At 59.5% G+C, this 25255-nt stretch carries 23 protein-coding genes; 21 read left to right on the top strand and 2 right to left on the bottom strand.

Going from position 1 to position 25255, the window contains the following annotated elements; all coding sequences use genetic code 11:
• The first annotated feature begins 19 nt into the window (after positions 1 to 19).
• The 9 genes from ACSBLW_RS10690 to rpoC all read left to right on the top strand — a co-directional run bounded on the left by ACSBLW_RS10690 (position 20) and on the right by rpoC (position 13763).
• Positions 20 to 1651 (top strand): hypothetical protein, encoded by a 1632-nt coding sequence (locus tag ACSBLW_RS10690; RefSeq protein WP_435256612.1) that lies wholly within the window; start codon positions 20 to 22, stop codon positions 1649 to 1651.
• 55 nt (positions 1652 to 1706) lie between these two features.
• Positions 1707 to 1901 (top strand): preprotein translocase subunit SecE, encoded by a 195-nt coding sequence (gene secE, locus ACSBLW_RS10685; protein ID WP_435256611.1) that lies wholly within the window; start codon positions 1707 to 1709, stop codon positions 1899 to 1901.
• 198 nt (positions 1902 to 2099) lie between these two features.
• Complete coding sequence (gene nusG / locus ACSBLW_RS10680; protein WP_435256610.1) at positions 2100 to 2636, top strand: transcription termination/antitermination protein NusG; 537 nt, start codon at positions 2100 to 2102, stop codon at positions 2634 to 2636.
• A gap of 106 nt (positions 2637 to 2742) precedes the next feature.
• The gene (gene rplK / locus ACSBLW_RS10675; protein WP_435256609.1) at positions 2743 to 3195 is read left to right on the top strand and encodes a 50S ribosomal protein L11; all 453 of its coding nucleotides are present in this window, start codon (positions 2743 to 2745) and stop codon (positions 3193 to 3195) included.
• Positions 3196 to 3200: 5 nt separating this feature from the next.
• On the top strand, positions 3201 to 3896 hold the full coding sequence (rplA, locus tag ACSBLW_RS10670; RefSeq protein ID WP_435256608.1) for a 50S ribosomal protein L1: 696 nt from the start codon (positions 3201 to 3203) through the stop codon (positions 3894 to 3896).
• Between the two features lie 234 nt (positions 3897 to 4130).
• The gene (gene rplJ, locus ACSBLW_RS10665; protein WP_435256607.1) at positions 4131 to 4646 is read left to right on the top strand and encodes a 50S ribosomal protein L10; all 516 of its coding nucleotides are present in this window, start codon (positions 4131 to 4133) and stop codon (positions 4644 to 4646) included.
• Between the two features lie 66 nt (positions 4647 to 4712).
• Positions 4713 to 5093: a 50S ribosomal protein L7/L12 gene (rplL, locus tag ACSBLW_RS10660; RefSeq protein WP_435260092.1), complete on the top strand. Its 381-nt coding sequence runs from the start codon at positions 4713 to 4715 to the stop codon at positions 5091 to 5093.
• A gap of 245 nt (positions 5094 to 5338) precedes the next feature.
• Positions 5339 to 9472, top strand: a complete 4134-nt coding sequence (gene rpoB / locus ACSBLW_RS10655; RefSeq protein WP_435256606.1) for a DNA-directed RNA polymerase subunit beta — start codon at positions 5339 to 5341, stop codon at positions 9470 to 9472.
• A gap of 46 nt (positions 9473 to 9518) precedes the next feature.
• The gene (gene rpoC, locus ACSBLW_RS10650) at positions 9519 to 13763 is read left to right on the top strand and encodes a DNA-directed RNA polymerase subunit beta' (RefSeq protein ID WP_435256605.1); all 4245 of its coding nucleotides are present in this window, start codon (positions 9519 to 9521) and stop codon (positions 13761 to 13763) included.
• A 134-nt stretch (positions 13764 to 13897) separates the two neighbouring features.
• Here the strand turns inward: rpoC and ACSBLW_RS10645 are convergent, their stop codons facing one another.
• Positions 13898 to 14755, bottom strand: a complete 858-nt coding sequence (locus ACSBLW_RS10645) for a LysR family transcriptional regulator (protein WP_435256604.1) — start codon at positions 14753 to 14755, stop codon at positions 13898 to 13900.
• Positions 14756 to 14911: 156 nt separating this feature from the next.
• On the opposite strand from ACSBLW_RS10645, the gene ACSBLW_RS10640 reads away from it, so the two are divergent.
• The 10 genes from ACSBLW_RS10640 to ACSBLW_RS10595 all read left to right on the top strand — a co-directional run bounded on the left by ACSBLW_RS10640 (position 14912) and on the right by ACSBLW_RS10595 (position 22853).
• A complete protein-coding gene (locus ACSBLW_RS10640) occupies positions 14912 to 15214 on the top strand; it encodes a DUF1330 domain-containing protein (protein ID WP_435256603.1) in 303 nt (100 codons plus the stop codon).
• A 160-nt stretch (positions 15215 to 15374) separates the two neighbouring features.
• Positions 15375 to 16259, top strand: coding sequence for a DMT family transporter (locus ACSBLW_RS10635; protein WP_435260091.1), 885 nt, complete (start codon positions 15375 to 15377; stop codon positions 16257 to 16259).
• Positions 16260 to 16536: 277 nt separating this feature from the next.
• Positions 16537 to 16908 carry a 30S ribosomal protein S12 gene (rpsL, locus tag ACSBLW_RS10630; RefSeq protein ID WP_165014620.1) on the top strand — a complete coding sequence of 124 codons (372 nt, stop codon included), beginning with the start codon at positions 16537 to 16539 and terminating at the stop codon, positions 16906 to 16908.
• An 11-nt stretch (positions 16909 to 16919) separates the two neighbouring features.
• Positions 16920 to 17390, top strand: coding sequence for a 30S ribosomal protein S7 (rpsG, locus tag ACSBLW_RS10625; protein ID WP_435256602.1), 471 nt, complete (start codon positions 16920 to 16922; stop codon positions 17388 to 17390).
• Positions 17391 to 17402: 12 nt separating this feature from the next.
• A complete protein-coding gene (gene fusA, locus ACSBLW_RS10620) occupies positions 17403 to 19526 on the top strand; it encodes an elongation factor G (RefSeq protein WP_435256601.1) in 2124 nt (707 codons plus the stop codon).
• A gap of 88 nt (positions 19527 to 19614) precedes the next feature.
• Positions 19615 to 20790 carry an elongation factor Tu gene (gene tuf / locus ACSBLW_RS10615; RefSeq protein ID WP_435256600.1) on the top strand — a complete coding sequence of 392 codons (1176 nt, stop codon included), beginning with the start codon at positions 19615 to 19617 and terminating at the stop codon, positions 20788 to 20790.
• A gap of 112 nt (positions 20791 to 20902) precedes the next feature.
• Positions 20903 to 21211, top strand: a complete 309-nt coding sequence (gene rpsJ, locus ACSBLW_RS10610) for a 30S ribosomal protein S10 (protein WP_023666234.1) — start codon at positions 20903 to 20905, stop codon at positions 21209 to 21211.
• A gap of 12 nt (positions 21212 to 21223) precedes the next feature.
• On the top strand, positions 21224 to 21943 hold the full coding sequence (rplC, locus tag ACSBLW_RS10605; protein ID WP_435256599.1) for a 50S ribosomal protein L3: 720 nt from the start codon (positions 21224 to 21226) through the stop codon (positions 21941 to 21943).
• Complete coding sequence (rplD, locus tag ACSBLW_RS10600; protein ID WP_435256598.1) at positions 21940 to 22560, top strand: 50S ribosomal protein L4; 621 nt, start codon at positions 21940 to 21942, stop codon at positions 22558 to 22560. The genes rplC and rplD overlap by 4 nt, the downstream gene beginning before the upstream one ends.
• Positions 22557 to 22853, top strand: coding sequence for a 50S ribosomal protein L23 (locus tag ACSBLW_RS10595; protein WP_435256597.1), 297 nt, complete (start codon positions 22557 to 22559; stop codon positions 22851 to 22853). The genes rplD and ACSBLW_RS10595 overlap by 4 nt, the downstream gene beginning before the upstream one ends.
• A gap of 46 nt (positions 22854 to 22899) precedes the next feature.
• Here the strand turns inward: ACSBLW_RS10595 and ACSBLW_RS10590 are convergent, their stop codons facing one another.
• The gene (locus ACSBLW_RS10590) at positions 22900 to 23574 is read right to left on the bottom strand and encodes an HNH endonuclease (protein WP_435256596.1); all 675 of its coding nucleotides are present in this window, start codon (positions 23572 to 23574) and stop codon (positions 22900 to 22902) included.
• Positions 23575 to 24135: 561 nt separating this feature from the next.
• Here ACSBLW_RS10590 and rplB point away from each other — a divergent pair.
• Together rplB and rpsS are read left to right on the top strand one after the other, a co-directional pair.
• On the top strand, positions 24136 to 24972 hold the full coding sequence (gene rplB / locus ACSBLW_RS10585; protein WP_435256595.1) for a 50S ribosomal protein L2: 837 nt from the start codon (positions 24136 to 24138) through the stop codon (positions 24970 to 24972).
• 3 nt (positions 24973 to 24975) lie between these two features.
• Entirely contained in the window at positions 24976 to 25254 is a 279-nt protein-coding gene (gene rpsS / locus ACSBLW_RS10580; RefSeq protein WP_435256594.1) for a 30S ribosomal protein S19, read from the top strand.
• Position 25255 lies beyond the last annotated feature (1 nt).

Below are 25255 nucleotides of genomic sequence, written 5' to 3'. Positions count from 1 at the left end.
GATTTTTCGCGAGGACATTATGTTCAATCTGCTTTTCAGATCATCCTGGAAGGTCCAGGCATTTCTGGCTGTCGTTCTGATGGCCTTGGCGTTCATCGTCAACGAGGCCGCAAAGAAGGACGAGGCCGAAAAGGCGCGGGCCTTGCGCGACGGTATTCCGCAAGCCGTGTCCTTGAACGGCTTTGATCCCAAGCGCGACATTCATGCCGCGCGCGAGGTGCATGTGATTGGCTGGATCAATCCGGACTTCAATTATCAACTGACAGAAACGACCAAGACCAAGCGCGGGTCTTATGACACCGTGCGGCGGATGTTCGTGCTGCTTGGTCCCGACGATGCGCCTGATGCAAAGCTGGCGCGTGCGGTGGTTCTTTTGCCCGAATCCGGCGTGGAGAGCTTTCTGGATGATATGGGCGCGAATGTTGAGGATATTGCCGGTGAACGGCTTGTCTTTCGCCTGAATGGGAAAGCAGACCGCAGTCCTGATCTGAAGAATATGGCCGAGGATGCGCTGGGCAAGCTGGGCGTGAAAAAGGCCCCAGGGTTCCAGTATATCGAGCCGTGGGGCATGCAGGGCAGGGAGGCCGCGCTGGCGCCGGACCCGGATTTCGGCCCGACGGCAACAATGATCCTTGGCGGGTTGGCGGGGCTGTTCCTGTTGATCGCGGTGGCCAAGTTGCGGCGCAAACCTGCGCAACTGCCTGTAGAGGAGCCAAAGACCGCTATTGCCCCGCACATGATGGATGCGGTGGGGGCCGATCCTGCCGCTGTGACGACCACGCTTGATCCGGTCGCGCCAAAGCGCCCCCGATCAAGAAAGGGACTTTGGATATTGGCGGGTCTTGGCGGGGTTGTGGCCTTTGTCTGGGCAGGTGGAATGTTCCTGATGCCCTTGGTCGTGATGGCGGTATTCTTTGTTGGACTGCTGCAGACGAAAAAGGCACTGGGCCGGGGGATGACGGCGGCGGTTTCGCGCGTTTCCGGCAAACCGGCAGAGTCTGCCTTGGAAGCAGAGGTGCCTGCTAAATCGGGCGAAAAGACGGGCGGATTGGCTGCTTTGGCGCAGACCCTGATGCCAAGAAAACCTGCGGCTACCCCAGGGGGTGCGAAGAAGTTCCTGCCGCTGGCGCTGGGCCTTGGCGTTCTGGCCGTTTCCAGCGGTGGGTCTTTGGACGGTCTTTTCGCCACGCAGGGGCTGACACCGCGTTCTGCCGCTGCCGTGACGTCGAAAGAAGTCCCGGCTGCGGCGCCGGTCGAGGCAACGGTTGCAACGGTGAAAGCGGAGCCTGCGGTCCAAGCCGAGGCGGTGCCCGTGCAGCCAAGTGCCGAGATGGCCCCGGCAGCCGAACGCGCTGCGCCTGCACCAGCCGTTGTGGAAGCGCCCATACCGGCTCCCGTTGCGTCCAGCCCTGCGCCGGTTGCGGCGAGTCTGTCGCCCTTCGGCGCAGTGCCGCTGGGCATGATGCTGGCCGCGGTTCTGGTTTTGGGTCTTGGCGGGGTCTTGTTCCTGCGCAAGCAAGGGACGGGCTTGGGTCGAGGCGTCGCAAGGGCGGCTGGCGAAGGCTGGGACGCGCTGGAGCGTATGGTCGAGCGTGAAAGGGCCATCGCTGCGCGGCGGGGGAACATGGCGCAAATGGTCGTTCAGTCTTGAAATTGCCCGTCTGCCCGCGTATTTGGGCTGCGAAACCCGAGATCGGATTGTGACGATGGCAAAGACCAACCCCCTTCAGTTCATTCAGCAGGTCCGCACCGAGGTGGGCAAGGTTGTCTGGCCAAGCCGCCGCGAAGTGGTGCTGACCACGATCATGGTCTTTATCATGGCCGCGCTGACCGCCACTTTCTTCAGCCTTGTCGATCTGGGAATCCGGTCGGGGCTGAAGGCTGTCCTTGGTATGTTCTGACGCATCTAAGCGTCTACCCCCTTGAAATATTGGGCCATGGCGGGTATGCCGCGCCCTGTTCAAGGACAAACCGGCGCGCAATGATTCGTGTTGCGCGCTGTTTTTTGTTCCTCTGGGGCACTTCAGTTTATGGCTAAGGTGCTGGAATAATGGAATTTTTCGGGCGCAAGGCGCCCGGGCAGACAGGATGAGATGGGCATGGCCAAGCGTTGGTATTCGGTAAGCGTTCTCTCGAACTTCGAGAAGAAAGTTGCCGAGCAGATCAAGACCGCTGTCGCCGATGCCGGTCTGGAAGACGAGATCGACGAAGTTCTGGTCCCGACCGAAGAGGTGATCGAGGTTCGTCGTGGCAAGAAGGTGACGTCCGAGCGCCGCTTCATGCCCGGCTATGTGCTGGTGCATATGGAGATGTCGAGCCGGGGCTATCACCTGATCTCGTCGATCAACCGGGTAACCGGCTTCCTTGGTCCGCAGGGCAAACCGATGCCGATGCGTGACGCCGAAGTGAATGCGATGCTGAACCGCAGCGTCGAAGGTGGCGAGGCTCAGCCGCGCAATCTGATTCGCTTTGATATCGGCGAGAAGGTCAAGGTCACCGATGGTCCGTTCGAGGGCTTCGATGGCATGGTCGAGGAAGTTGATGACGACAACAGCCGCCTGAAGGTGTCTGTGTCGATCTTTGGCCGGGCAACCCCGGTCGAGCTAGAATTCACGCAGGTCTCGAAAGGGATCTGAGTGCATCACGTGGGAGGCGAGCGCATCTGAAAGGGTGTGACGAACCGAACCACTAAACCGCGACTTCCCAATTCCGGGAGGTTGCAGTGAGAAGAGGAGAGGCCAAATGGCCAAGAAAGTTATCGGCAGCCTCAAGCTGCAAGTTAAGGCTCAGCAAGCCAACCCGTCGCCGCCAGTCGGCCCGGCTTTGGGTCAGCGCGGCCTGAACATCATGGCGTTCGTCAAGGAATTCAACGCGAAGTCGGCTGACTTTGCGCCGGGCACCCCGATCCCGACGATCATCACCTACTACCAAGACAAGTCGTTCAGCATCGAGCTGAAGACCCCGCCGGCCTCGTTCCTGATCAAGGAAGCCGCTGGTCTGAAGCCGCAGGGCAAGCGCAACCGGACCAAGGGTTCGGTCAAGCCGGGCCGCGAAGTGGCTGGTACCATCACGGCAGCTCAGGTTCGCAAGATCGCTGAGACCAAGATGAAGGACCTGAACGCGAATTCGATCGAAGGCGCGATGCAGATCATTCTTGGCTCGGCCAAGTCCTGCGGCATCGAAGTGAAGGGCTGATCCAGATGGCAAAGATTGCAAAGCGCGTGAAAGCGGCTCAGGCCCTGTTTGAAGGCAAGTCGAACCTTTCCGTTGAAGACGCCGTTTCGCTGATCAAGAAGGCCGCTTCGGCCAAGTTCGACGAAACCCTTGAAATCGCGATGAACCTTGGCGTTGACCCGCGTCACGCTGACCAGATGGTTCGTGGTGTTGTCCAGCTGCCGAACGGCACCGGCAAGACCGTGCGCGTCGCCGTGTTCGCCCGTGGCGGCAAGGCTGACGAAGCCAAGGAAGCTGGTGCAGATATCGTCGGTGCAGAAGACCTTCTGGAAACCATCCAGCAGGGCAAGATCGACTTCGATCGCTGCATCGCAACCCCGGACATGATGCCGCTGGTCGGCCGTCTGGGTAAGATCCTCGGCCCGCGCAACCTGATGCCTAACCCGAAGGTCGGCACCGTGACCATGGACGTCAAAACTGCTGTGGCTGCGGCCAAGGGCGGCGAAGTCCAGTTCAAGGTTGAAAAGGCCGGCGTCATTCATGGCGGTATCGGCAAGGTTTCCTTCACCGAGGAAGCTCTGGCCCAGAACGTTCGCGCTTTCGTGGACGCTGTGACCAAGGCCAAGCCGGCTGGCGCAAAGGGCACCTATGTGAAGAAGGTTTCGCTTTCTTCGACCATGGGCCCGGGTGTTTCGCTCGACCTCTCGTCGACCAACGCCTGATCAAGAATTTCCGGGGCCTTCGCGCCCCGGGGATGATAGGGCGCCTCGGCGCCCTGTCCTGTCCGAGACGGAGGGTGGCCCTCGGGCCTTAATTTCCTTCCTGAGATGGGGAACGTGACGAATTTCACCCTCGGGTGATCTTGGCCATCGGAACCCTGAACGGACCCGAACGCCTCTGATCTGATCAGGGGCAAACATGAGCCGGGGAGCAATCCCCACACTTGGAGTGGAACTGTGGATAGAGCCCAGAAAGAGAAAGTGGTCGAGGAACTCGGCCAAATCTTCGAAAGCTCTGGCGTCGTAGTGGTTGCCCACTACGCGGGCATGACGGTTGCACAGATGCAGGACCTTCGCGCAAAAATGCGCGACGTTGGTGGGTCCGTACGCGTTGCCAAGAACACGCTCGCCAAGATCGCCCTGGAAGGAAAGCCGTCTGCTAAGATGGCGGATCTCCTGACGGGCATGACCGTTATGGCCTATTCGGAAGACCCTGTGGCTGCGGCCAAGGTCTGCGAGGCATATGCCAAGGGGAACGACAAGTTCCAAATCCTTGGTGGTGCCATGGGCCATGAGGTACTGGACCTGAACGGTGTCAAGGCCGTTGCAGCTATGCCGTCGCGTGAAGAGCTTCTTGCTCAGATCGTTTCGTGCATCGGTGCACCTGCTTCGAACATCGCCGGTGCCATTGGCGCGCCTGCTTCGAACATCGCAAGCATCCTGTCGACCATCGAGGAAAAGGCTGCTGCCTGATCTTTGTGCCCGCGCGGGTTGAACCCCGCGTCGTTGGAACCCATCTTAACTTACGGAATGAGCAAAATGGCTGATCTGAACAAACTCGCCGAAGAAATCGTCGGCCTGACCCTGCTGCAGGCTCAGGAACTGAAGAACATCCTCAAGGACCAGTATGGCATCGAGCCGGCCGCCGGTGGCGCCGTCATGATGGCTGGCCCGGCTGCTGGTGGCGCTGCTGCCGCTGCTGAAGAAGAAAAGACCGAATTCGACGTCGTTCTGACCGACGCCGGCGCCAACAAGATCAACGTGATCAAAGTTGTCCGCGAAATCACCGGTCTGGGCCTGAAAGAAGCCAAGGACCTGACCGAAGCCGGTGGCAAGGTCAAGGAAGCTGTCTCGAAAGCAGACGGCGAAGCCATGGTCAAGAAGTTCGTCGAGGCTGGCGCCAAGGCTGAACTCAAGTAATTGCGGTTGCGGATTTTCCGCAAAGCGTGATTTGAGGCTGGGGACGGAGTTATTCCGTCTCCAGCTAATCGCATCTTGAAAAGGGCTTTCGTGAGAAGTCTTTTCCCAGGTGCGGTGATAGGTTCGGGAGCGGTCCTAAGGGACGGGCCGCATGAATGGAACCCATTGCCCCCTTCGCCAGCGGCGAGTGCCCGTGGCCCGACGGCCATTCGCCCGCGACACGTAAGACAAAGGTGACGACGAGCATGGCGCAGACCCACGTTGGCCAGAAACGAATCCGCCGGTACTACGGCAAGATCCGTGAAGTTCTGGAAATGCCGAACCTGATCGAGGTTCAGAAATCTTCTTATGACCTCTTCCTGCGGTCAGGCGACAGCGACAAGCCGCTGGATGGCGAAGGCATCCAGGGCACGTTCCAGTCGGTTTTCCCGATCAAGGATTTCAACGAAACCGCCGTGCTGGAGTTCGTGAAATACGAACTGGAAAAGCCGAAGTTCGACGTTGAAGAATGCATGCAGCGCGATCTGACCTATGCGGCACCGTTGAAGGTGACGCTGCGTCTGATCGTGTTTGATGTCGATGAAACCACCGGGGCCCGGTCGGTCAAGGACATCAAGGAACAGGACGTCTACATGGGCGACATGCCCCTGATGACCCCGAACGGAACGTTCATCGTGAACGGCACCGAGCGCGTGATCGTCAGCCAGATGCACCGTTCGCCGGGCGTGTTCTTTGACCACGACAAGGGCAAGACCCATTCTTCGGGCAAGCTTTTGTTCGCCTGCCGCATCATCCCGTATCGCGGTTCGTGGCTGGATTTCGAATTCGACGCAAAGGACATCGTGTTCGCGCGTATCGACCGCCGCCGCAAGCTGCCGGTCACGACCCTGCTTTATGCGCTTGGCATGGATCAGGAACGCATCATGGATGCGTATTATGACACCGTTGACTTCAAGTATCTGAAGAACAAGGGCTGGGTCACCAAGTTCTTCCCCGAGCGTGTGCGCGGCACCCGCCCGTCTTATGATCTGGTAGACGCTGCCACCGGCGAAGTCATCCTGAAGGCTGGCGAAAAGGCCACCCCGCGGATGGTGAAGAAGTGGATCGACGACGGCGCGATCACCGAACTGCTGATCCCGTTCGATCACATTCTGGGCCGCTATGTAGCCAAGGACATCATCAACGAAGAGACCGGTGAAATCTGGGTCGAAGCCGGTGATGAACTGACTTGGGAACTGGACCGTGACGGCGAAGTTAAGGGCGGCTCGGTCAAGGTGCTCTTGGATCAGGGGATCACCGATATCCCGGTTCTGGACATCGACAACGTCAATGTCGGCCCCTACATCCGCAACACCATGGCGGCAGACAAGAACATGGGTCGCGACACCGCGCTCATGGACATCTACCGCGTGATGCGTCCGGGTGAACCGCCGACCGTCGAAGCCGCTTCGGCGCTGTTCGACACGCTGTTCTTCGACAAAGAGCGTTATGACCTGTCGGCCGTTGGCCGCGTCAAGATGAACATGCGTCTTGATCTGGCAAAGCCGGACACCCAGCGCACGCTGGACCGTGAAGACATCATCGCCTGCATCAAGGCCCTGACCGAACTGCGTGACGGCAAGGGCGAGATCGACGACATCGACCACCTCGGCAACCGCCGTGTGCGTTCGGTTGGCGAATTGATGGAAAACCAGTACCGCGTTGGTCTGCTGCGCATGGAGCGCGCGATCAAGGAGCGTATGTCGTCGGTGGAAATCGACACGATCATGCCGCAAGACCTGATCAACGCGAAACCGGCTGCTGCTGCTGTTCGTGAATTCTTCGGCTCGTCGCAGCTGTCGCAGTTCATGGACCAAACCAACCCGCTGTCGGAAGTCACCCACAAGCGCCGTCTTTCGGCTCTTGGGCCGGGTGGTCTGACCCGTGAGCGTGCTGGCTTCGAGGTTCGCGACGTTCACCCGACCCACTATGGCCGGATGTGCCCGATCGAAACGCCGGAAGGTCAGAACATCGGTCTGATCAACTCGCTGGCCACTTTCGCCCGCGTGAACAAGTACGGCTTCATCGAGACCCCCTACCGCAAGGTGGTGGACGGCGCCGTGACCGACGACGTGATCTACATGTCGGCAACGGAAGAAATGCGTCACACGGTGGCTCAGGCCAACGCGACGCTGGACGCTGACGGCAAGTTCGTGAACGAGCTGGTTTCCACCCGGAAAGCCGGCGAATTCATGCTGAACCCGTCGGAAGCCGTAGACCTGATCGACGTGTCGCCGAAGCAGCTGGTTTCGGTCGCTGCCTCGCTGATTCCGTTCCTTGAAAACGACGACGCCAACCGCGCCCTGATGGGTTCGAACATGCAGCGTCAGGCCGTGCCGCTGTTGCAGTCGGACGCGCCGTTCGTTGGCACTGGGATCGAAGCCGTCGTGGCCCGTGACTCGGGCGCCGCCATCATGGCACGTCGCGCCGGTGTGATCGACCAGGTCGACGCGACCCGTATCGTTGTGCGCGCAACCGAGATGCTGGAGCCGGGCGAAGCTGGCGTCGACATCTATCGTCTGCGCAAGTTCAAGCGTTCGAACCAGTCGTCCTGTATCAACCAGCGTCCGCTGGTGAAGGTGGGTGACACGGTGAAGCGCGGCGAAGTGGTGGCCGACGGCCCCTGCACCGATCAGGGCGAATTGGCTCTGGGCCGGAACGTCGTTGTGGCCTTCATGCCGTGGAATGGCTACAACTACGAAGACTCGATCCTGATCTCGGAACGTATCCTGCGTGACGACGTCTTCACCTCGATCCACATCGAGGAATACGAAGTCGCCGCCCGCGATACGAAGCTAGGGCCGGAAGAAATCACCCGCGACATTCCGAACGTCGGTGAAGAAGCGCTGCGCAACCTCGACGAGGCTGGCATTGTCTACATCGGTGCCGAAGTGCAGCCGGGCGACATTCTGGTCGGCAAGATCACACCGAAGGGCGAAAGCCCGATGACGCCGGAAGAAAAGCTTCTGCGCGCCATCTTCGGCGAAAAGGCATCGGATGTGCGCGACACCTCGCTGCGTCTGCCGCCGGGTGCCTTCGGGACGATCGTCGAAGTTCGCGTCTTCAACCGTCATGGTGTGGACAAGGACGAACGCGCGCTGCAGATCGAGCGTGAGGAAGTCGAACGTCTGGCCCGTGACCGGGACGACGAAATGGCGATCCTTGAGCGCAATATCTATGCGCGCCTGAAGACGCTGATCATGGGCAAGACCGCCGTCAAGGGTCCGAAGGGCATCAAGGCCGGTTCGACCATCGACGACGAACTGCTGAGCACGCTGAGCCGTGGTCAGTGGTGGCAGCTCGCCTTGGGCGAAGAAGCCGATGCCAAGGAAGTCGAAGCCCTGCATGACCAGTTCGAAGCCCAGAAGCGTGCGCTTGAGCACCGCTTTGAGGACAAGGTCGAAAAGGTCCGCCGTGGGGACGATCTGCCTCCGGGCGTGATGAAGATGGTCAAGGTTTTCGTCGCGGTGAAGCGCAAGCTGCAGCCGGGCGACAAGATGGCCGGTCGTCACGGGAACAAGGGTGTTATTTCCAAGGTTGTGCCGATGGAAGACATGCCGTTCCTTGCGGACGGTACCCCGGTTGACCTCGTGCTGAACCCGCTGGGCGTGCCGTCGCGTATGAACGTCGGTCAGATCCTTGAAACCCATATGGGCTGGGCCGCGCGTGGCCTTGGCCTGAAGATCGACGAGGCTCTGCAAGAGTACCGTCGTTCGGGCGACCTGACCCCGGTGCGCGAAGCCATGCGGATCGGCTATGGCGATGAGACCTATGAGGAAGCCTTCGGCGACATGGGTGAGGAAGAACTGCTTGAAAAGGCAGCGCTTGTGACCCGTGGCGTTCCGATCGCGACCCCGGTCTTCGACGGTGCCAAGGAACTGGACGTGAACGACGCGCTGAAGCGCGCCGGTTTCGACCAGTCCGGCCAGTCTGAAGTCTTCGATGGCCGCACGGGTGAAAAATTCGCCCGCAAGGTCACCGTCGGCGTCAAGTACATGCTGAAGCTGCACCACTTGGTCGACGACAAGCTCCACGCCCGTTCGACTGGCCCGTACTCGCTTGTGACCCAGCAGCCGCTGGGTGGTAAGGCGCAGTTCGGTGGTCAGCGTCTGGGGGAGATGGAGGTCTGGGCTCTGGAAGCTTACGGCGCCGCCTACACCCTGCAGGAAATGCTGACGGTGAAGTCGGACGACGTGGCAGGCCGGACCAAGGTCTACGAGTCGATCGTCAAGGGCGAGGACAATTTCGAAGCCGGCGTGCCGGAATCGTTCAACGTTCTTGTCAAGGAAGTGCGGGGCCTCGGCCTCAACATGGAACTCCTGGATGCGGAGGAGGAGTGAGGGCGGTCACGCCCTCCTCAACCGCCCCTCAATTTAAGGACGCAAGATGAACCAGGAACTCTCGACCAACCCGTTCAACCCGGTTGCACCGCTGAAGACCTTTGACGAGATCAAGATCTCTCTGGCCTCGCCAGAGCGGATCCTCTCGTGGTCTTTCGGTGAGATCAAGAAGCCGGAAACCATCAACTACCGTACGTTCAAGCCGGAACGTGACGGCCTGTTCTGCGCGCGTATCTTTGGCCCGATCAAGGATTACGAATGCCTTTGCGGCAAATACAAGCGCATGAAGTATCGCGGCGTTGTCTGCGAAAAATGCGGCGTGGAAGTGACCCTGCAAAAGGTCCGCCGCGAGCGCATGGGCCATATCGAACTGGCCGCACCTGTTGCGCATATCTGGTTCCTCAAGTCGCTGCCGTCGCGCATCGGCCTGATGCTGGACATGACGCTGCGCGATCTGGAACGCATCCTCTATTTCGAAAACTACGTCGTGATCGAACCCGGTCTGACCGAGCTGACCTATGGCCAGCTGATGACCGAAGAGGAATATCTGGACGCACAGGACCAGTACGGCGCTGACGCCTTCACCGCCAATATCGGCGCTGAAGCGATCCGCGAAATGCTGGCCAACATCGATCTGGACGCGACTGCTGAACAGCTTCGCGAAGAGCTGAAGGAAGCCACTGGCGAACTGAAGCCGAAGAAGATCATCAAGCGCCTGAAGATTGTTGAATCCTTCCTCGAGTCGGGCAACCGGCCTGAGTGGATGATCCTGACCGTTCTTCCGGTCATTCCGCCGGAACTGCGCCCGCTGGTTCCGCTGGATGGTGGCCGTTTCGCGACCTCGGACCTGAACGATCTGTATCGCCGCGTCATCAACCGGAACAACCGTCTGAAGCGCCTGATCGAACTGCGTGCGCCCGATATTATCGTGCGTAACGAAAAGCGTATGCTGCAGGAAGCTGTGGACGCGCTGTTTGACAACGGCCGTCGCGGCCGCGTGATCACGGGCACCAACAAGCGCCCGCTGAAATCGCTGTCCGACATGCTGAAGGGCAAGCAGGGACGTTTCCGTCAGAACCTTCTGGGTAAGCGCGTCGACTTCTCGGGCCGTTCGGTCATCGTGACCGGCCCGGAGCTGAAGCTGCACCAGTGCGGTCTGCCGAAGAAGATGGCGCTCGAACTGTTCAAGCCCTTCATCTATTCGCGTCTGGAAGCCAAAGGTCTTTCCAGCACCGTGAAGCAGGCGAAGAAGCTGGTCGAAAAAGAGCGTCCCGAGGTCTGGGATATTCTGGATGAAGTCATCCGCGAACATCCCGTTCTTCTGAACCGCGCACCGACGCTGCACCGTCTGGGCATTCAGGCGTTCGAACCGATCCTGATCGAAGGTAAGGCAATCCAGCTTCACCCGCTGGTCTGCTCGGCTTTCAACGCCGACTTCGACGGCGACCAGATGGCTGTTCACGTCCCGCTGAGCCTTGAGGCCCAGTTGGAAGCCCGCGTTCTGATGATGTCGACGAACAACGTGCTGTCGCCTGCAAACGGCAGCCCGATCATCGTTCCGTCGCAGGACATGGTTCTTGGTCTTTACTATGTGACCATGGAACGCAAAGGCATGAAGGGCGAAGGCAAGATCTTCCGCGATATCGAGGAAGTCGAGCACGCCTTGGCAGCTGGTGAAGTGCACCTGCACGCCAAGATCACGGCCCGTCTGAAGCAGATCGACGATCACGGCAATGAAGTCTGGAAGCGCTACGAGACGACCCCCGGCCGTCTGCGTCTGGGCAACCTTTTGCCGCTGAACACCAAAGCTCCGTTCGAGCTGGTAAACCGTCTGCTGCGGAAGAAGGACGTTCAGAACGTCATCGACACCGTCTACCGTTACTGCGGTCAGAAAGAGTCGGTCATTTTCTGTGACCAGATCATGGGTCTTGGTTTCCGCGAAGCGTTCCGCGCTGGTATCTCGTTCGGCAAGGACGACATGCTGATCCCGGAATCGAAGTGGACCATCGTGAACGAAGTTCGCGATCAGGTGAAAGAATTCGAACAACAGTACATGGACGGCCTGATCACTCAGGGCGAAAAGTACAACAAGGTTGTCGATGCCTGGTCGAAGTGCTCGGACAAGGTGGCGGCCGAAATGATGGGCGAAATCTCGGCCGTGCGTTATGACGACGCCGGCGCCGAGAAGGAACCGAACTCGGTCTACATGATGTCGCACTCTGGTGCGCGGGGTTCGCCGGCACAGATGAAGCAGCTTGGCGGTATGCGTGGTCTGATGGCCAAGCCGTCGGGCGAGATCATCGAAACGCCGATTATCTCGAACTTTAAAGAAGGTCTGACCGTGCTCGAGTACTTCAACTCGACCCACGGTGCCCGTAAGGGTCTGGCCGATACCGCGCTGAAGACGGCGAACTCGGGTTACCTGACCCGCCGTCTGGTGGACGTGGCACAGGACTGCATCGTGCGGGCGCATGATTGCGGCACCGACCGCGCCATCACCGCCGAACCGGCCGTGAACGACGGTGAAGTCATCCAGTCGCTGGCCGACCGGGTTCTGGGCCGTGTGGCCGCAGATGACATCCTGGTTCCGGGCACGGATGAGGTGATCGTCAAGGCAGGCGAGCTGATCGACGAACGCCGTGCAGACCTGATTGATCAGGCGCAGGTCCAGTCGACCCGCATCCGCAGCCCGCTGACCTGTGAAGCCGAAGAGGGCGTCTGCGCCATGTGCTATGGCCGTGACCTCGCTCGTGGTACACTGGTCAATATCGGTGAAGCTGTCGGCATCATCGCCGCACAGTCGATCGGTGAACCGGGCACGCAGCTGACGATGCGAACCTTCCACATCGGCGGTATCGCTCAGGGTGGCCAGCAGTCGTTCCTCGAAGCCAGCCAGGAAGGCAAGATCGAGTTCCGTAACGCCAACCTTCTCGAAAACGCCGCTGGCGAACAGATCGTTGTCGGCCGGAACATGTCGCTTGCCATCATTGACGAGGCCGGAGGCGACCGGGCGGTTCACAAGCTGTCTTACGGTGCGAAGATCCACGTCAAGGACGGTCAGGCCGTCAAGCGTGGTGCCAAACTGTTCGAATGGGACCCCTATACCCTGCCGATCATCGCCGAAAAGGGCGGTGTCGCGAAGTTCGTTGACCTTGTTTCGGGCATCTCTGTCCGCGATGAGACCGACGATGCCACCGGCATGACCCAGAAGATCGTCACCGACTGGCGTTCGGCTCCGAAGGGCAATGATCTCAAGCCCGAGATCATCGTCATGGATCCGGTCACGGGCGAACCCGTGCGCGCCGACAATGGAAACCCAATTTCCTACCCGATGTCGGTGGACGCCATTCTCTCGGTCGAAGACGGTCAGGACATCCGCCCCGGCGACGTGGTGGCCCGTATCCCGCGCGAAGGCGCCAAGACCAAGGACATCACCGGGGGTCTTCCTCGCGTGGCAGAATTGTTCGAAGCCCGTCGTCCGAAGGATCACGCGATCATCGCCGAAGCCGATGGTTATGTCCGGTTCGGCAAGGACTACAAGAACAAGCGCCGCATCACGGTGGAACCCGTTGATGAGACGTTGCAGCCCATGGAATACATGATCCCGAAAGGGAAGCATATTCCGGTGCAGGAAGGCGACTTCGTGCAGAAGGGCGACTACATCATGGACGGCAACCCGGCTCCGCACGATATTCTGCGGATCATGGGGGTCGAGGCTCTGGCCAACTACATGATCGACGAAGTGCAGGACGTGTACCGACTGCAGGGCGTGAAGATCAACGACAAGCATATCGAAGTCATCGTGCGTCAGATGCTGGTCAAGTTGGAAATCCTCGATTCAGGCGACACCACGCTCCTGAAAGGCGAGCAGGTCGAAAAGATCGAACTGGACGAAGAAAACGCCAAGGCACGTGCCCGTGGCCTGCGCGAGGCCAAGGCCGAGCCGGTGCTGCTGGGTATCACCAAGGCATCGCTCCAGACCCGTTCCTTCATCTCGGCCGCGTCCTTCCAGGAAACCACGCGCGTGCTGACCGAAGCTTCGGTTCAGGGCAAGCGGGACAAGCTGGTTGGCCTGAAAGAGAACGTCATCGTTGGCCGTCTGATCCCCGCCGGTACCGGCGGCGCGACCAGCCGCGTCAAGAAGATCGCGGCCGACCGCGACCACGACGTGATCGAAGCCCGCCGTGGCGACGCTTTGGATGCAGCCGCCTTGGCCGCGCCCATGGATGACGTGATCGACGTGGAAAAGGACTCGGGTCTGGTTGACGACGTGTTCGACAGCCGTGATTGATCCGGATCTGATCTGAAAACCGAAACCCCCGCCTTTCACACGAAAGGCGGGGGTTTTCTTTTCCCGCGCATCTTGAGTTTGGTCTTTTCCCTGAGCTTCGGCCTGTCCAAACCGCAAAATGCTCTGAACCTTTTTCAAGTCAGTTCAGGCAACTCTCGCGCCCAATCCACAAGGAAATCAATCAGCACCCGCACCTTTGGCGATAGGATGTTCGACTTGGGATAGACCAGCCAAAGTTCGGCCTCGTCGTCGACGATATGGTCAGGAAGCACGCGGACCAGCCTGCCAGCCTTGATCTCCGCTGCAACGCTCCACACCGAATTCATTGAAATCCCCAGCCCGGCGATGGTGGCAAGTCGCTGACTTGCCCCATCATCCATCACGACCCGGCAGTCCGGACCAGTAGGGTCAAAGATACCGTCGTAGCCCGCCTTCGTCCGCAGTGGATAGGCGCGGCTGCGCCGGAAGGCGAGCAAGTCATGTGCAGACAAGTCTTTGGGAGATTGCGGCGTGCCTCGCCGTGCAAGATAGGCCGGTGACGCGACCAGGATCCGCCGGTCGCTTGCCAGCTTACGGCCCTTCAAGGCGCTGTCCGGTGCCTTTCCACTCCGCAGGGCCAAATCAAAGCTTCCCTCAACCGTGTTCAAGGGAAGGTCAGACAACCGCAAATCCAGCGAAAGGCCGGGATAAGCCGCCAACAGCTTTGGCAAGAGCGGTACCAGATAAAGCTGGGGAAAAGTGCTAGGGGCCGCAAACCGAACCGTCCCCTCTATTTTGGCGCGATCCAAGCCAAGCGCCGCCCGCCCGGCATCTTCTTGCGCGATGATCTCCCTCGCATAGGGGAGAAAGGCTGCCCCATCAATCGAGAGGGTCACCTTGCGTGTCGAACGATGCAAAAGCTCGGTCTTCAACGTCGCTTCAAGCTTGGCCAGTTTCGCCGAAGCCACCGCAGGCCCCATTCCTAGCGCACGACCGGCTGAACTGATGTTCAACTGCTCAGCCGCCAGTACCAAACAGGCGAAGCGCCTCGGTATCTATTAATTTCCCTCAAAATCCGAATTCTGAAATCGAATTCTGGCCGTTTATTTTGAAAATACAATGTCTCATATCCCCTGCACAGAGTAATCAAACCGTCAGGAACGCAGACAATGACCTATTATTCCTATCTTGAAGTCACCCCAAGCAGCGATGGATGGATCCCGGATTACCTGCCCACGGCCAATAAATTGGTGGCCAAGCATGGCGGCAAGTACTTGGCTCGGACAGCCATCCACCGTCAGTTAGAAGGCAAAGACCGCCCAGCCGCCCTGCGGATCATTCTGGAATGGCCGTCCCAAGAAGCGGCGGACGCATTCATGAATGATCCGGAACATCTGCCGCATCTGCGGGCGCGTACCGAAAGTTCGACCAGCTTCCATTTCCTTATTGCGGCCAAGGATGATTTGGCCTGAACACATCTGCGGCCCGTCACAACCCGGGCCGCCCTTCCCCCCAAAGGCGTCCTCTTCGCGAACGACCGATTTGTGGGAATTGTACCCCTCACAGGCTTTCCCTTCCGCCACGCCCCGCCGCGGGATATGGGAGGGGAAAAGGGTAGGGGGTATCGTGGCGATTTCCGACAATACGCGCGGCGCGCTTTTCATGGCAGGCTCGATGGCGGCCTTTACCCTTAATGACACCGCCATGAAGGCGCTGACCCAAGAGATGCCGGTGTTTCAGGCCATCTTCCTGCGCGGTATCCTTGCGACGCTTGGCCTTTTGATGCTGGGCTATCTGATGAAAAGCCTGCGCTGGAACCTGCCCCGTCGCGACCGGATCGTGATCCTGATCCGGTCCTTGGCCGAACTTGGCGCGACTGCCACTTTCCTGACCGCGCTGGTCCACATGCCCTTGGCCAATCTCTCGGCGATCTTGCAGGCCTTGCCCCTGGCCGTGACCCTTGCGGCGGCGGTGTTCCTGAAAGAGACGATCGGCTGGCGGCGCATGGCCGCAATCATCGTGGGCTTCATTGGCGTGCTGATCATCATCCGCCCCGGCCCCGACGGGTTCGAAATATGGTCGATCCTCGGCCTGATCTCGGTCGCCTTTGTCGTGGTCCGCGACCTTTCCACCCGCTTCCTGTCGCGTGAGGTGCCGTCCGTGAACGTGGCGATCTGGGCCGCGATTTCGGTGACGACGATGGGGGGGCTTGTGACCGCAACCCAAGGCTGGTCCCCTGTCACCGGCCATCAGGCCACGCTCGTCGTGACAGCGGCCTTCTTCCTTTTGTTCGGCTACATGTTTGCCGTGATGGTGATGCGGGTCGGAGACATCAGTTTCATCGCACCCTTCCGCTATACCGCGCTTCTGTGGGCCATCGCCTTGGGCTGGATCGTCTTTGGCAATTTCCCGGATGGGCTGACACTGATCGGTGCGTCGCTGGTCGTCGCGTCAGGCATCTTTACCCTGTGGCGGGAACGCTTAAAGAAGACCCGCCAACTGCCCGCGCGGGTTTAACCCCGCCGGTGCTTCGGGGCAGGGGCGGCTTGTTGACATTGCCCGCGACTCCCCCTATACGCCCGCCTACCTGACAGGGCGGAGTCCGTCCTGAAGGGTCATAATGCTTGATGTGGTCACGATCCGGGCCTTGGCCCCGATCCTCTGGAATTCCACCGCGTCATCCCCGCAAGGGATGATTGCGGTTTTGTGTTTTGCAATGCGTGCAGGACACACGTCGAGAAGAGGTGTCCCGAGGTTCGGGGCGAGTATTGACAGAGCAACACGAGGAACGTGCATGCCGACGATCCAACAGCTGATCCGGAAGCCCCGGGAAGCGAATGTGCGGAAGTCCAAGTCCCAGCACTTGGAATCCTGCCCCCAGAAGCGTGGTGTTTGCACCCGCGTTTACACCACCACCCCGAAGAAGCCGAACTCGGCTATGCGTAAGGTTGCCAAAGTGCGCCTGACCAATGGCTTCGAGGTCATCTCCTACATCCCCGGTGAAAAGCACAACCTTCAGGAGCACTCCGTGGTTCTGATCCGTGGCGGCCGGGTAAAAGACCTTCCGGGTGTGCGTTATCACATCCTGCGCGGTGTTCTGGATACCCAGGGCGTCAAAGATCGTCGTCAGCGTCGTTCGAAGTACGGCGCCAAGCGTCCGAAGTGAGGTTTTAAGAGATGTCCCGTCGTCACGCCGCAGAGAAGCGCGAAATTCTCCCGGACGCCAAGTATGGCGACCGCGTTCTGACCAAGTTCATGAACAACCTGATGCTGGACGGAAAGAAATCCGTCGCAGAATCGATCGTTTATGGCGCTCTTGACCGCGTTCAGACCCGTCTGAAGCGCGAACCGATCGAGTGCTTCCACGAAGCTCTCGACAACGTGAAGCCTTCCGTCGAAGTGCGTTCGCGTCGCGTTGGTGGTGCAACCTATCAGGTTCCCGTCGAAGTGCGCACCGAGCGCCGCGAAGCTCTTGCGATCCGCTGGCTGATCACCGCCGCCCGCAAGCGCAACGAAAACACCATGGAAGAGCGTCTTGCCGCTGAACTCGCCGATGCCGTGAACAACCGCGGTACCGCTGTGAAAAAGCGCGAAGACACCCACAAGATGGCCGACGCGAACAAAGCGTTCAGCCACTACCGCTGGTAAGGAGCGACATTTATGGCACGCGCCTATCCGCTTAATCGCTACCGTAACTTCGGCATCATGGCTCACATCGATGCCGGCAAAACCACCACGACCGAGCGTATCCTTTACTACACCGGCAAGTCCCACAAGATCGGCGAAGTCCATGACGGCGCCGCGACCATGGACTGGATGGAGCAGGAGCAGGAACGCGGGATCACGATCACTTCGGCTGCCACGACCACCTTCTGGCAGCGTCAGGAAGACCCGTCTGAAGCCGGCACCTCGGACACGAAGTACCGCTTCAACATCATCGACACCCCCGGCCACGTGGACTTCACCATTGAAGTCGAACGTTCGCTGGCTGTGCTTGACGGTGCAGTCTGCTTGCTCGACGCCAACGCTGGTGTCGAACCGCAGACTGAAACCGTGTGGCGTCAGGCTGACCGCTACAAGGTTCCGCGTATCGTGTTCGTCAACAAGATGGACAAGATCGGCGCTGACTTCTTCAAGTGCGTCAAGATGATCAAGGACCGCACCGGCGCGACCCCGTGCCCGATCGCTCTGCCGATCGGCGCCGAGGACAAGCTGGAAGGCATCATTGACCTCGTGACCATGGAAGAGTGGGTCTATCAGGGCGAAGATCTGGGCGCTTCGTGGAAGCGTCTGCCGATCCGCGCCGAGCTGAAGGACGTTGCTGACGAATGGCGTTCGAACCTCGTCGAGCTTGCTGTCGAGCAAGACGATGCGGCGATGGAAGCCTATCTGGAAGGCAACGAACCCGACGTGGAAACGCTTCACAAGCTGATCCGCAAGGGCACCCTGTCGATGTCGTTCGTTCCGGTCACCGCCGGTTCGGCCTTCAAGAACAAGGGCGTTCAGCCGCTGCTCAACGCTGTGATCGACTACCTGCCGTCGCCTCTCGACGTGCCGGCCTACATGGGCTTTGCACCGGGCGACGAGACCGAAACCCGGAACATTCCGCGTTCGGCCGAAGACTCGCAGCCTTTCGCCGCTCTGGCGTTCAAGATCATGAACGACCCCTTCGTTGGCTCGCTGACCTTCACACGCATCTATTCGGGCGTGCTGAAGAAGGGCGACCAGATGGTCAACTCGACCAAGGGCCGCAAAGAGCGCGTTGGCCGTATGATGATGATGCACGCCATCAACCGCGAGGAAATCGACGAAGCCTTCGCGGGCGACATCATCGCTCTGGCCGGTCTGAAAGAAACCACCACTGGTGACACGCTGTGCGACCCGAACAACCAGGTCGTTCTGGAAACCATGACCTTCCCGGAACCGGTGATCGAAATCGCCGTGGAACCGAAGTCGAAAGCCGACCAGGAAAAGATGGGCCTCGCGCTCGCTCGTCTGGCTGCTGAAGACCCGTCCTTCCGCGTCGAAACCGATCTGGAATCGGGTCAGACTATCATGAAGGGCATGGGCGAACTTCACCTCGACATCCTTGTTGACCGCATGAAGCGTGAATTCAAGGTCGAGGCGAATATCGGTGCTCCTCAGGTGGCTTACCGCGAAACCATCTCGCGTGCGACCGAGATCGACTACACCCACAAGAAGCAGACCGGTGGTACGGGCCAGTTCGCCCGCGTCAAGCTGCAGATCGACCCCGTGGAGCCGGGCGTTGGCTACAGCTTCGAGTCGAAGATTGTGGGCGGTGCGGTGCCGAAGGAATACATTCCCGGCGTCGAAAAAGGCATCAAGTCCGTTATGGACTCGGGCCCGCTGGCAGGCTTCCCGGTTATCGACTTCAAAGTCGCTCTGATCGACGGCGCTTTCCACGACGTCGACTCGTCGGTTCTGGCCTTCGAAATCGCTACCCGTGCAGCTATGCGTGATGGTCTGAAAAAGGCCGGCGCGAAACTGCTGGAACCGATCATGAAGGTGGAAGTGGTCACGCCGGAAGAATACACCGGTTCGATCATCGGCGACCTGACCAGCCGTCGTGGCATGGTTCAGGGGCAGGACACCCGCGGCAACGCGAACGTCATCAACGCAATGGTGCCGCTGGCAAACATGTTCGGCTACATCAACAACCTGCGTTCGATGTCGTCGGGCCGCGCTGTGTTCACCATGCAGTTCGACCACTATGACGCTGTGCCTGAGAACATCTCTCAGGAAATCCAGAAGAAATACGCCTAATCGGTGCGGCGGGGTAAACCCCGCCCTACCAAACCCGTAGGGTGGGACCAGATCCCACCGCATCCAACAGAATGAAGGAGTTTGCCAAATGGCAAAGGCAAAGTTTGAACGTAACAAGCCGCACGTCAACATCGGCACGATTGGCCACGTTGACCACGGCAAGACGACGCTGACGGCGGCGATCACGAAGTATTTCGGCGAATTCAAGGCCTATGACCAGATCGACGGCGCGCCGGAAGAGCGTGCCCGCGGGATCACGATCTCGACGGCTCACGTTGAATACGAGACCGAGAACCGTCACTACGCCCACGTCGACTGCCCCGGCCACGCCGACTATGTTAAGAACATGATCACCGGTGCTGCCCAGATGGACGGCGCGATCCTCGTGGTTGCTTCGTCGGATGGCCCGATGCCGCAGACCCGCGAGCACATCCTGCTCGGCCGTCAGGTTGGTATCCCGTACATGGTCGTCTACATGAACAAGGTTGACCTTGTTGACGACGAAGAACTGCTGGAACTGGTCGAGATGGAAGTTCGCGAACTTCTGTCGTCCTACGAATACCCCGGCGACGACATTCCGATCATCAAGGGCTCGGCTCACCAGGCTCTGATCGGCGAGCGTCCGGAAATCGGCGAAACCTCGATCCGCGCGCTTCTGAAGGCCGTTGATGAGTACATCCCGACCCCGGAGCGCGCTGTTGACCAGCCGTTCCTGATGCCGATCGAAGACGTGTTCTCGATCTCGGGCCGTGGTACCGTTGTGACCGGTCGTGTTGAGCGCGGCGTGATCAACGTTGGCGACGAAGTTGAAATCGTCGGCATCCGCGACACCAAGAAGTCGACCTGCACCGGCGTTGAAATGTTCCGCAAGCTGCTGGATCGCGGCGAAGCTGGCGACAACGTTGGCGTTCTGCTGCGCGGCATCGACCGTGAAGGCGTTGAGCGTGGTCAGGTTCTGTGCAAGCCGAAGTCGGTGAACCCGCACACGAAGTTCGAAGCAGAAGCCTACATCCTGACCAAGGAAGAAGGCGGCCGCCACACCCCGTTCTTCGCGAACTACCGTCCGCAGTTCTACTTCCGCACGACCGACGTGACGGGCACCGTGAAGCTGCCGGAAGGCACCGAAATGGTGATGCCGGGCGACAACCTGAAGTTCGAAGTTGAACTGATCGCGCCGATCGCCATGGAAGAAAAACTGCGCTTCGCTATCCGCGAAGGCGGCCGCACCGTCGGCGCAGGCGTTGTCTCCAAGATCATCGCCTGATAAGAACCCGCGGCGCGCCGAATCGGCGCGCCGCCTCGCCTGCCCCTAAACAACAAGCTGAACCTATGAAACGGGGGCATTCGCCCCGTTTTACGTTCCGAAGGACAATGAAATGCAAGGTCAAACCATTCGCATTCGGCTGAAGGCCTTCGATTACCGCGTGCTGGACGCCAGCACCCAGGAAATCGTTAACACGGCCAAGCGGACCGGCGCCCAAGTGCGCGGCCCGATTCCTCTGCCGAACAAGATCGAGAAGTTCACCGTTCTCCGCGGCCCGCACATCGACAAGAAGTCGCGTGACCAGTGGGAAATCCGGACGCACAAGCGTCTTCTCGACATCGTCGATCCGACCCCGCAGACCGTGGACGCGCTGATGAAGCTCGACCTCGCTGCTGGCGTTGACGTCGAAATCAAAGTGTAAGGGGGCATCACGATGCGCTCTGGCGTTATTGCAAAGAAGCTGGGCATGACCCGGCTGTTCCTGGAAGACGGCAAGCAGGTTCCTGTGACCGTCCTTCAGCTCGACAACCTTCAGGTCGTCGCACAGCGCACTGCTGACAAAGACGGCTACACCGCCGTTCAGTTGGGTGCTGGCTCGGCCAAGGCCAAGCGGACCTCGGCTGCCATGCGCGGTCACTTTGCCAAGGCTTCGGTTGAACCGAAGCGCAAAGTCGCGGAATTCCGCGTCTCGGCAGACAACCTGATCGACGTGGGCGCGGAAATCACCGCTGACCACTACCTCGCTGGCCAGTTCGTGGACATCGCAGGCGTCTCGATCGGTAAAGGCTTCGCCGGTGCCATGAAGCGTCACAACTTCGGTGGTCTCCGCGCTTCGCACGGTGTGTCGGTTTCGCACCGTTCGCACGGTTCGACCGGCCAGTGCCAGGACCCCGGCAAGGTGTTCAAGGGCAAGAAGATGGCAGGTCACCTTGGTGCCGTTCGCGTCACCACGCAGAACCTGCAAGTTGTCCGGACCGATGCCGACCGTGGCCTGATCATGGTCAAGGGCGCTGTCCCGGGTTCCAAGGGTGGCTGGGTCACCGTCAAGGACGCAGTGAAGAAGCCGGCTCACGCCGACGCTCCGCGCCCTGCCGCGATCCGTTCCGCTGCTGCTCCGGCTGCTGAAGTTGCCGCCGAAGGGGGTGAAGCATGAAACTTGATGTGATCAAGCTTGACGGCGGCAAGGCCGGGTCGATCGACCTGGACGAAGCCCTGTTCGGTCTGGACCCGCGCGCAGACATCCTGCACCGCGTCGTCCGTTGGCAGCGCAACAAGGCGCAGGCTGGCACCCACTCGGTTCTGGGCAAGTCGGACGTGTCCTACTCGACCAAGAAGATCTACCGCCAGAAGGGCACCGGTGGCGCACGTCACGGCTCCCGCAAGGCTCCGATCTTCCGTAAGGGTGGTGTCTACAAGGGCCCGACCCCGCGGTCGCACGCCCATGACCTGCCCAAGAAGGTCCGCGCTCTCGGTCTGCGTCACGCTCTGTCGGCCAAGGCCAAGGCAGGCGAACTGGTGATCGTCGACTCGCTGGCGATGGCAGAAGCCAAGACCGCTATCCTCGCCAAGCAGGCGAAGGAGTTGGGCTGGAAGCGCGTTCTGATCATCGACGGTGCGTCGGTTGACCAGAGCTTTGCTGCCGCTGCTCGCAACATCGAAGGCATCGACGTCCTGCCGACGATCGGCGCCAACGTTTATGACATCCTGCGCCGTGACACTCTGGTGATCACGAAGGCCGGTGTCGAAGCTCTGGAGGCTCGTCTGAAATGAGCGCGAAACCCGAACACTACGACCTGATCAAGAAGCCGATCATCACCGAAAAGGCCACCATGGCCTCGGAAGCTGGTGCAGTGGTTTTCCAAGTCGCAATGGATGCAACCAAGCCGCAGATCAAAGAAGCCGTCGAGGCCGTCTTTGGTGTGAAGGTGAAGGCGGTCAACACCACCATCACCAAGGGCAAGGTCAAGCGCTTCCGCGGTCGCCCCGGCGAGCGTAGCGACAAGAAAAAGGCCTATGTCACCCTCGAAGAGGGCAACACGATCGACGTGGCCACCGGCCTCTGATCGTCTTGACAGACCAAAAGAAAGGCCCTGCGAAAGCGGGGCCTTTTCAATGGCTTCGATAATGTAAGTTTCGAAAATCTCCGACACGCATCCATGGGCGCGCACTGTGGATAGCGCGATGGCAATTCGGACAGAGAAGACGAATATCTTCGAGGCGCGTCTGCCCCGAATAATCTAGGCTCGCAAGCGGAACGTCATGGTGCGCTTCGATTAGCTGGGGGCTATCATGCAGGCCGAGATAACTGACATCTGGGTTCCAACCGCAGACTTCACAGTACAGTTTACCATGTCTCTCCCTGAATCGCTTTTTTGCTTCCCTGACGACGCGTGGGTCCCGTTCGCGCTCGAGGTGCACTCTTGAAATGAGTGCGCCTTCCGGAAAGGACCTTTCGTCGGGTGACATTTGAGGCCGAAGCGGCTGTGGGGCAGCTGCAATACCTTCGAAAAGTGTGCGTGGAATGTTGATTAAGCCAAATCGCTTGTAGGTTGGCTTGACGATCAGGGGATCTAAAGCAACCGGAATCTCGAGGATCCTCAGGTTCGCTTGGGCCACTGTAATCCAGTATTCCTCACCGTCTTCGAAGAGGCGGTTGGCCTTTTCCTCGATGCTCAGCCCCTTAAGCTGCCCATCCAGCTGCCCAAGCTTATCAAGTTGGTCCAGCTGTTCCGCACGGCGCAGCTTCAGACGGTCATCAAGTGTGCTTAGTGAATAAGTGGCCATCTCGCAGAGGCCAACGGCAAAGTGGCGGGAATTCTGAAGTATGCCCAACATTATGTTGAAGAATTCCTTTCGATCCTGCTTAGCAGGTTGCTTCCGGACGTACAGGTGGCAGTTCCCATCCTTCCAAACATCTCGACTGAAATTCCAGTCCTCATGCCCAAAGCCGGTTTCACCAACATAGTCTTGGGTTAGACCAAGTCGACCCTCTAAGGGCTTAGTCCATCCGGCTGTGTTCGCTGCAACTCGATGATACTTATACTGCAAGTAAGTTTCCTCAAATGATTAGGGTAAGCCGTTTAGATATTTCATCGGAGCGCTCCGACATAGACAAGCGGAAACTCTGCATGGGAGATGCGCCGACCCCTTGACCTTACCCCCCAACACGCCTATTGGACCCCATCGGTTTCGCCCCGGGATTCGTTCCGGGGCTTTTCCGTTGTTCGTGGCCTTGGCCACGGGCGTCCACTGGGGACCTTCGGGGCCCTGTAAGCCGGGGACCTTCGGGGCCCTATAACGCGGGTCTGTAACAGCAGACCCTTTAGCTGACGGAAGACAGAAAGCATGGCACTCAAGTCGTATAAACCGACGACGCCTGGCCAGCGTGGGCTGGTTCTGATCGACCGTTCGGAGCTGTGGAAAGGCCGTCCGGTCAAAGCCCTTGTTGAGGGTTTGACCAAGACTGGTGGCCGGAACAACACCGGACGCGTCACAATGTGGCACAAGGGCGGTGGCGCAAAGCGCCTGTACCGCATTGTGGACTTTAAGCGTCGCAAGTTCGATGTCCCTGCGGTCGTTGAGCGGATCGAATACGATCCGAACCGCACCGCGTTCATCGCTCTCGTGAAATATTCGGATGGCGAGCTTTCGTACATCCTCGCCCCGCAGCGTTTGGCTGTTGGTGACTCGGTTGTTGCCGGCGCCAAGACCGACGTGAAGCCGGGCAACGCCATGCCGTTCTCGGGCATGCCGATCGGTACCATCGTCCACAACGTCGAACTGAAGCCCGGCAAGGGTGGTCAGTTGGCTCGCGCAGCTGGCACCTATGCCCAGTTCGTCGGCCGCGACGGTGGCTATGCCCAGATCCGCCTGTCCTCGGGCGAACTGCGTATGGTCCGTCAGGAATGCATGGCCACCATCGGTGCCGTGTCGAACCCCGACAACTCGAACCAGAACCTCGGTAAAGCCGGCCGTAAGCGTCACATGGGCGTCCGTCCGACCGTTCGCGGTGTTGCAATGAACCCGATCGACCACCCGCACGGTGGTGGTGAAGGCCGCACCTCGGGTGGCCGTCACCCGGTTACCCCGTGGGGCAAGGGCACCAAGGGCAACCGTACCCGGTCGAACAAGCAGACGGACAAGTACATTGTTCGTTCGCGTCACGCCAAGAAAGGGCGCTAATCCATGGCACGTTCTGTTTGGAAAGGCCCGTTCGTCGATGGCTACGTCCTGAAAAAGGCCGAGAAAGCACGCGAGTCGGGCAAAAGCGAAGTGATCAAGATCTGGTCGCGTCGTTCCACCATCCTCCCGCAATTCGTGGGACTGACCTTCGGCGTCTACAACGGCCAGAAGCACGTTCCCGTTGCAGTCACCGAAGATATGATCGGCCAGAAGTTCGGTGAATATTCGCCGACCCGTACCTACTACGGTCACGCCGCCGACAAAAAAGCCAAGAGGAAGTAAG

It is taken from the genome of Thioclava sp. FR2 (genome assembly GCF_051200875.1).
Taxonomy (GTDB): Bacteria; Pseudomonadota; Alphaproteobacteria; order Rhodobacterales; family Rhodobacteraceae; genus Pseudotabrizicola.
Note: the sequence above shows the minus strand (reverse complement) of the source record. Positions and strands in the feature narration are given on the sequence as shown.

Coding starts and splice junctions, on each gene's coding strand:
- secE (WP_435256611.1), top strand. CDS start 1,707: ATGGCAAAGACCAACCCCCTTCAGTTCATTCAGCAGGTCCGCACCGAG.
- nusG (WP_435256610.1), top strand. CDS start 2,100: ATGGCCAAGCGTTGGTATTCGGTAAGCGTTCTCTCGAACTTCGAGAAG.
- rplC (WP_435256599.1), top strand. CDS start 21,224: ATGCGCTCTGGCGTTATTGCAAAGAAGCTGGGCATGACCCGGCTGTTC.
- rpsS (WP_435256594.1), top strand. CDS start 24,976: ATGGCACGTTCTGTTTGGAAAGGCCCGTTCGTCGATGGCTACGTCCTG.
- rplA (WP_435256608.1), top strand. CDS start 3,201: ATGGCAAAGATTGCAAAGCGCGTGAAAGCGGCTCAGGCCCTGTTTGAA.
- ACSBLW_RS10690 (WP_435256612.1), top strand. CDS start 20: ATGTTCAATCTGCTTTTCAGATCATCCTGGAAGGTCCAGGCATTTCTG.
- ACSBLW_RS10640 (WP_435256603.1), top strand. CDS start 14,912: ATGACCTATTATTCCTATCTTGAAGTCACCCCAAGCAGCGATGGATGG.
- rpsL (WP_165014620.1), top strand. CDS start 16,537: ATGCCGACGATCCAACAGCTGATCCGGAAGCCCCGGGAAGCGAATGTG.
- rpoC (WP_435256605.1), top strand. CDS start 9,519: ATGAACCAGGAACTCTCGACCAACCCGTTCAACCCGGTTGCACCGCTG.
- ACSBLW_RS10595 (WP_435256597.1), top strand. CDS start 22,557: ATGAGCGCGAAACCCGAACACTACGACCTGATCAAGAAGCCGATCATC.
- rplB (WP_435256595.1), top strand. CDS start 24,136: ATGGCACTCAAGTCGTATAAACCGACGACGCCTGGCCAGCGTGGGCTG.
- rplL (WP_435260092.1), top strand. CDS start 4,713: ATGGCTGATCTGAACAAACTCGCCGAAGAAATCGTCGGCCTGACCCTG.
- ACSBLW_RS10590 (WP_435256596.1), bottom strand. CDS start 23,574: ATGGCCACTTATTCACTAAGCACACTTGATGACCGTCTGAAGCTGCGC.
- rplD (WP_435256598.1), top strand. CDS start 21,940: ATGAAACTTGATGTGATCAAGCTTGACGGCGGCAAGGCCGGGTCGATC.
- rpsG (WP_435256602.1), top strand. CDS start 16,920: ATGTCCCGTCGTCACGCCGCAGAGAAGCGCGAAATTCTCCCGGACGCC.
- tuf (WP_435256600.1), top strand. CDS start 19,615: ATGGCAAAGGCAAAGTTTGAACGTAACAAGCCGCACGTCAACATCGGC.
- rplK (WP_435256609.1), top strand. CDS start 2,743: ATGGCCAAGAAAGTTATCGGCAGCCTCAAGCTGCAAGTTAAGGCTCAG.
- rpoB (WP_435256606.1), top strand. CDS start 5,339: ATGGCGCAGACCCACGTTGGCCAGAAACGAATCCGCCGGTACTACGGC.
- rpsJ (WP_023666234.1), top strand. CDS start 20,903: ATGCAAGGTCAAACCATTCGCATTCGGCTGAAGGCCTTCGATTACCGC.
- fusA (WP_435256601.1), top strand. CDS start 17,403: ATGGCACGCGCCTATCCGCTTAATCGCTACCGTAACTTCGGCATCATG.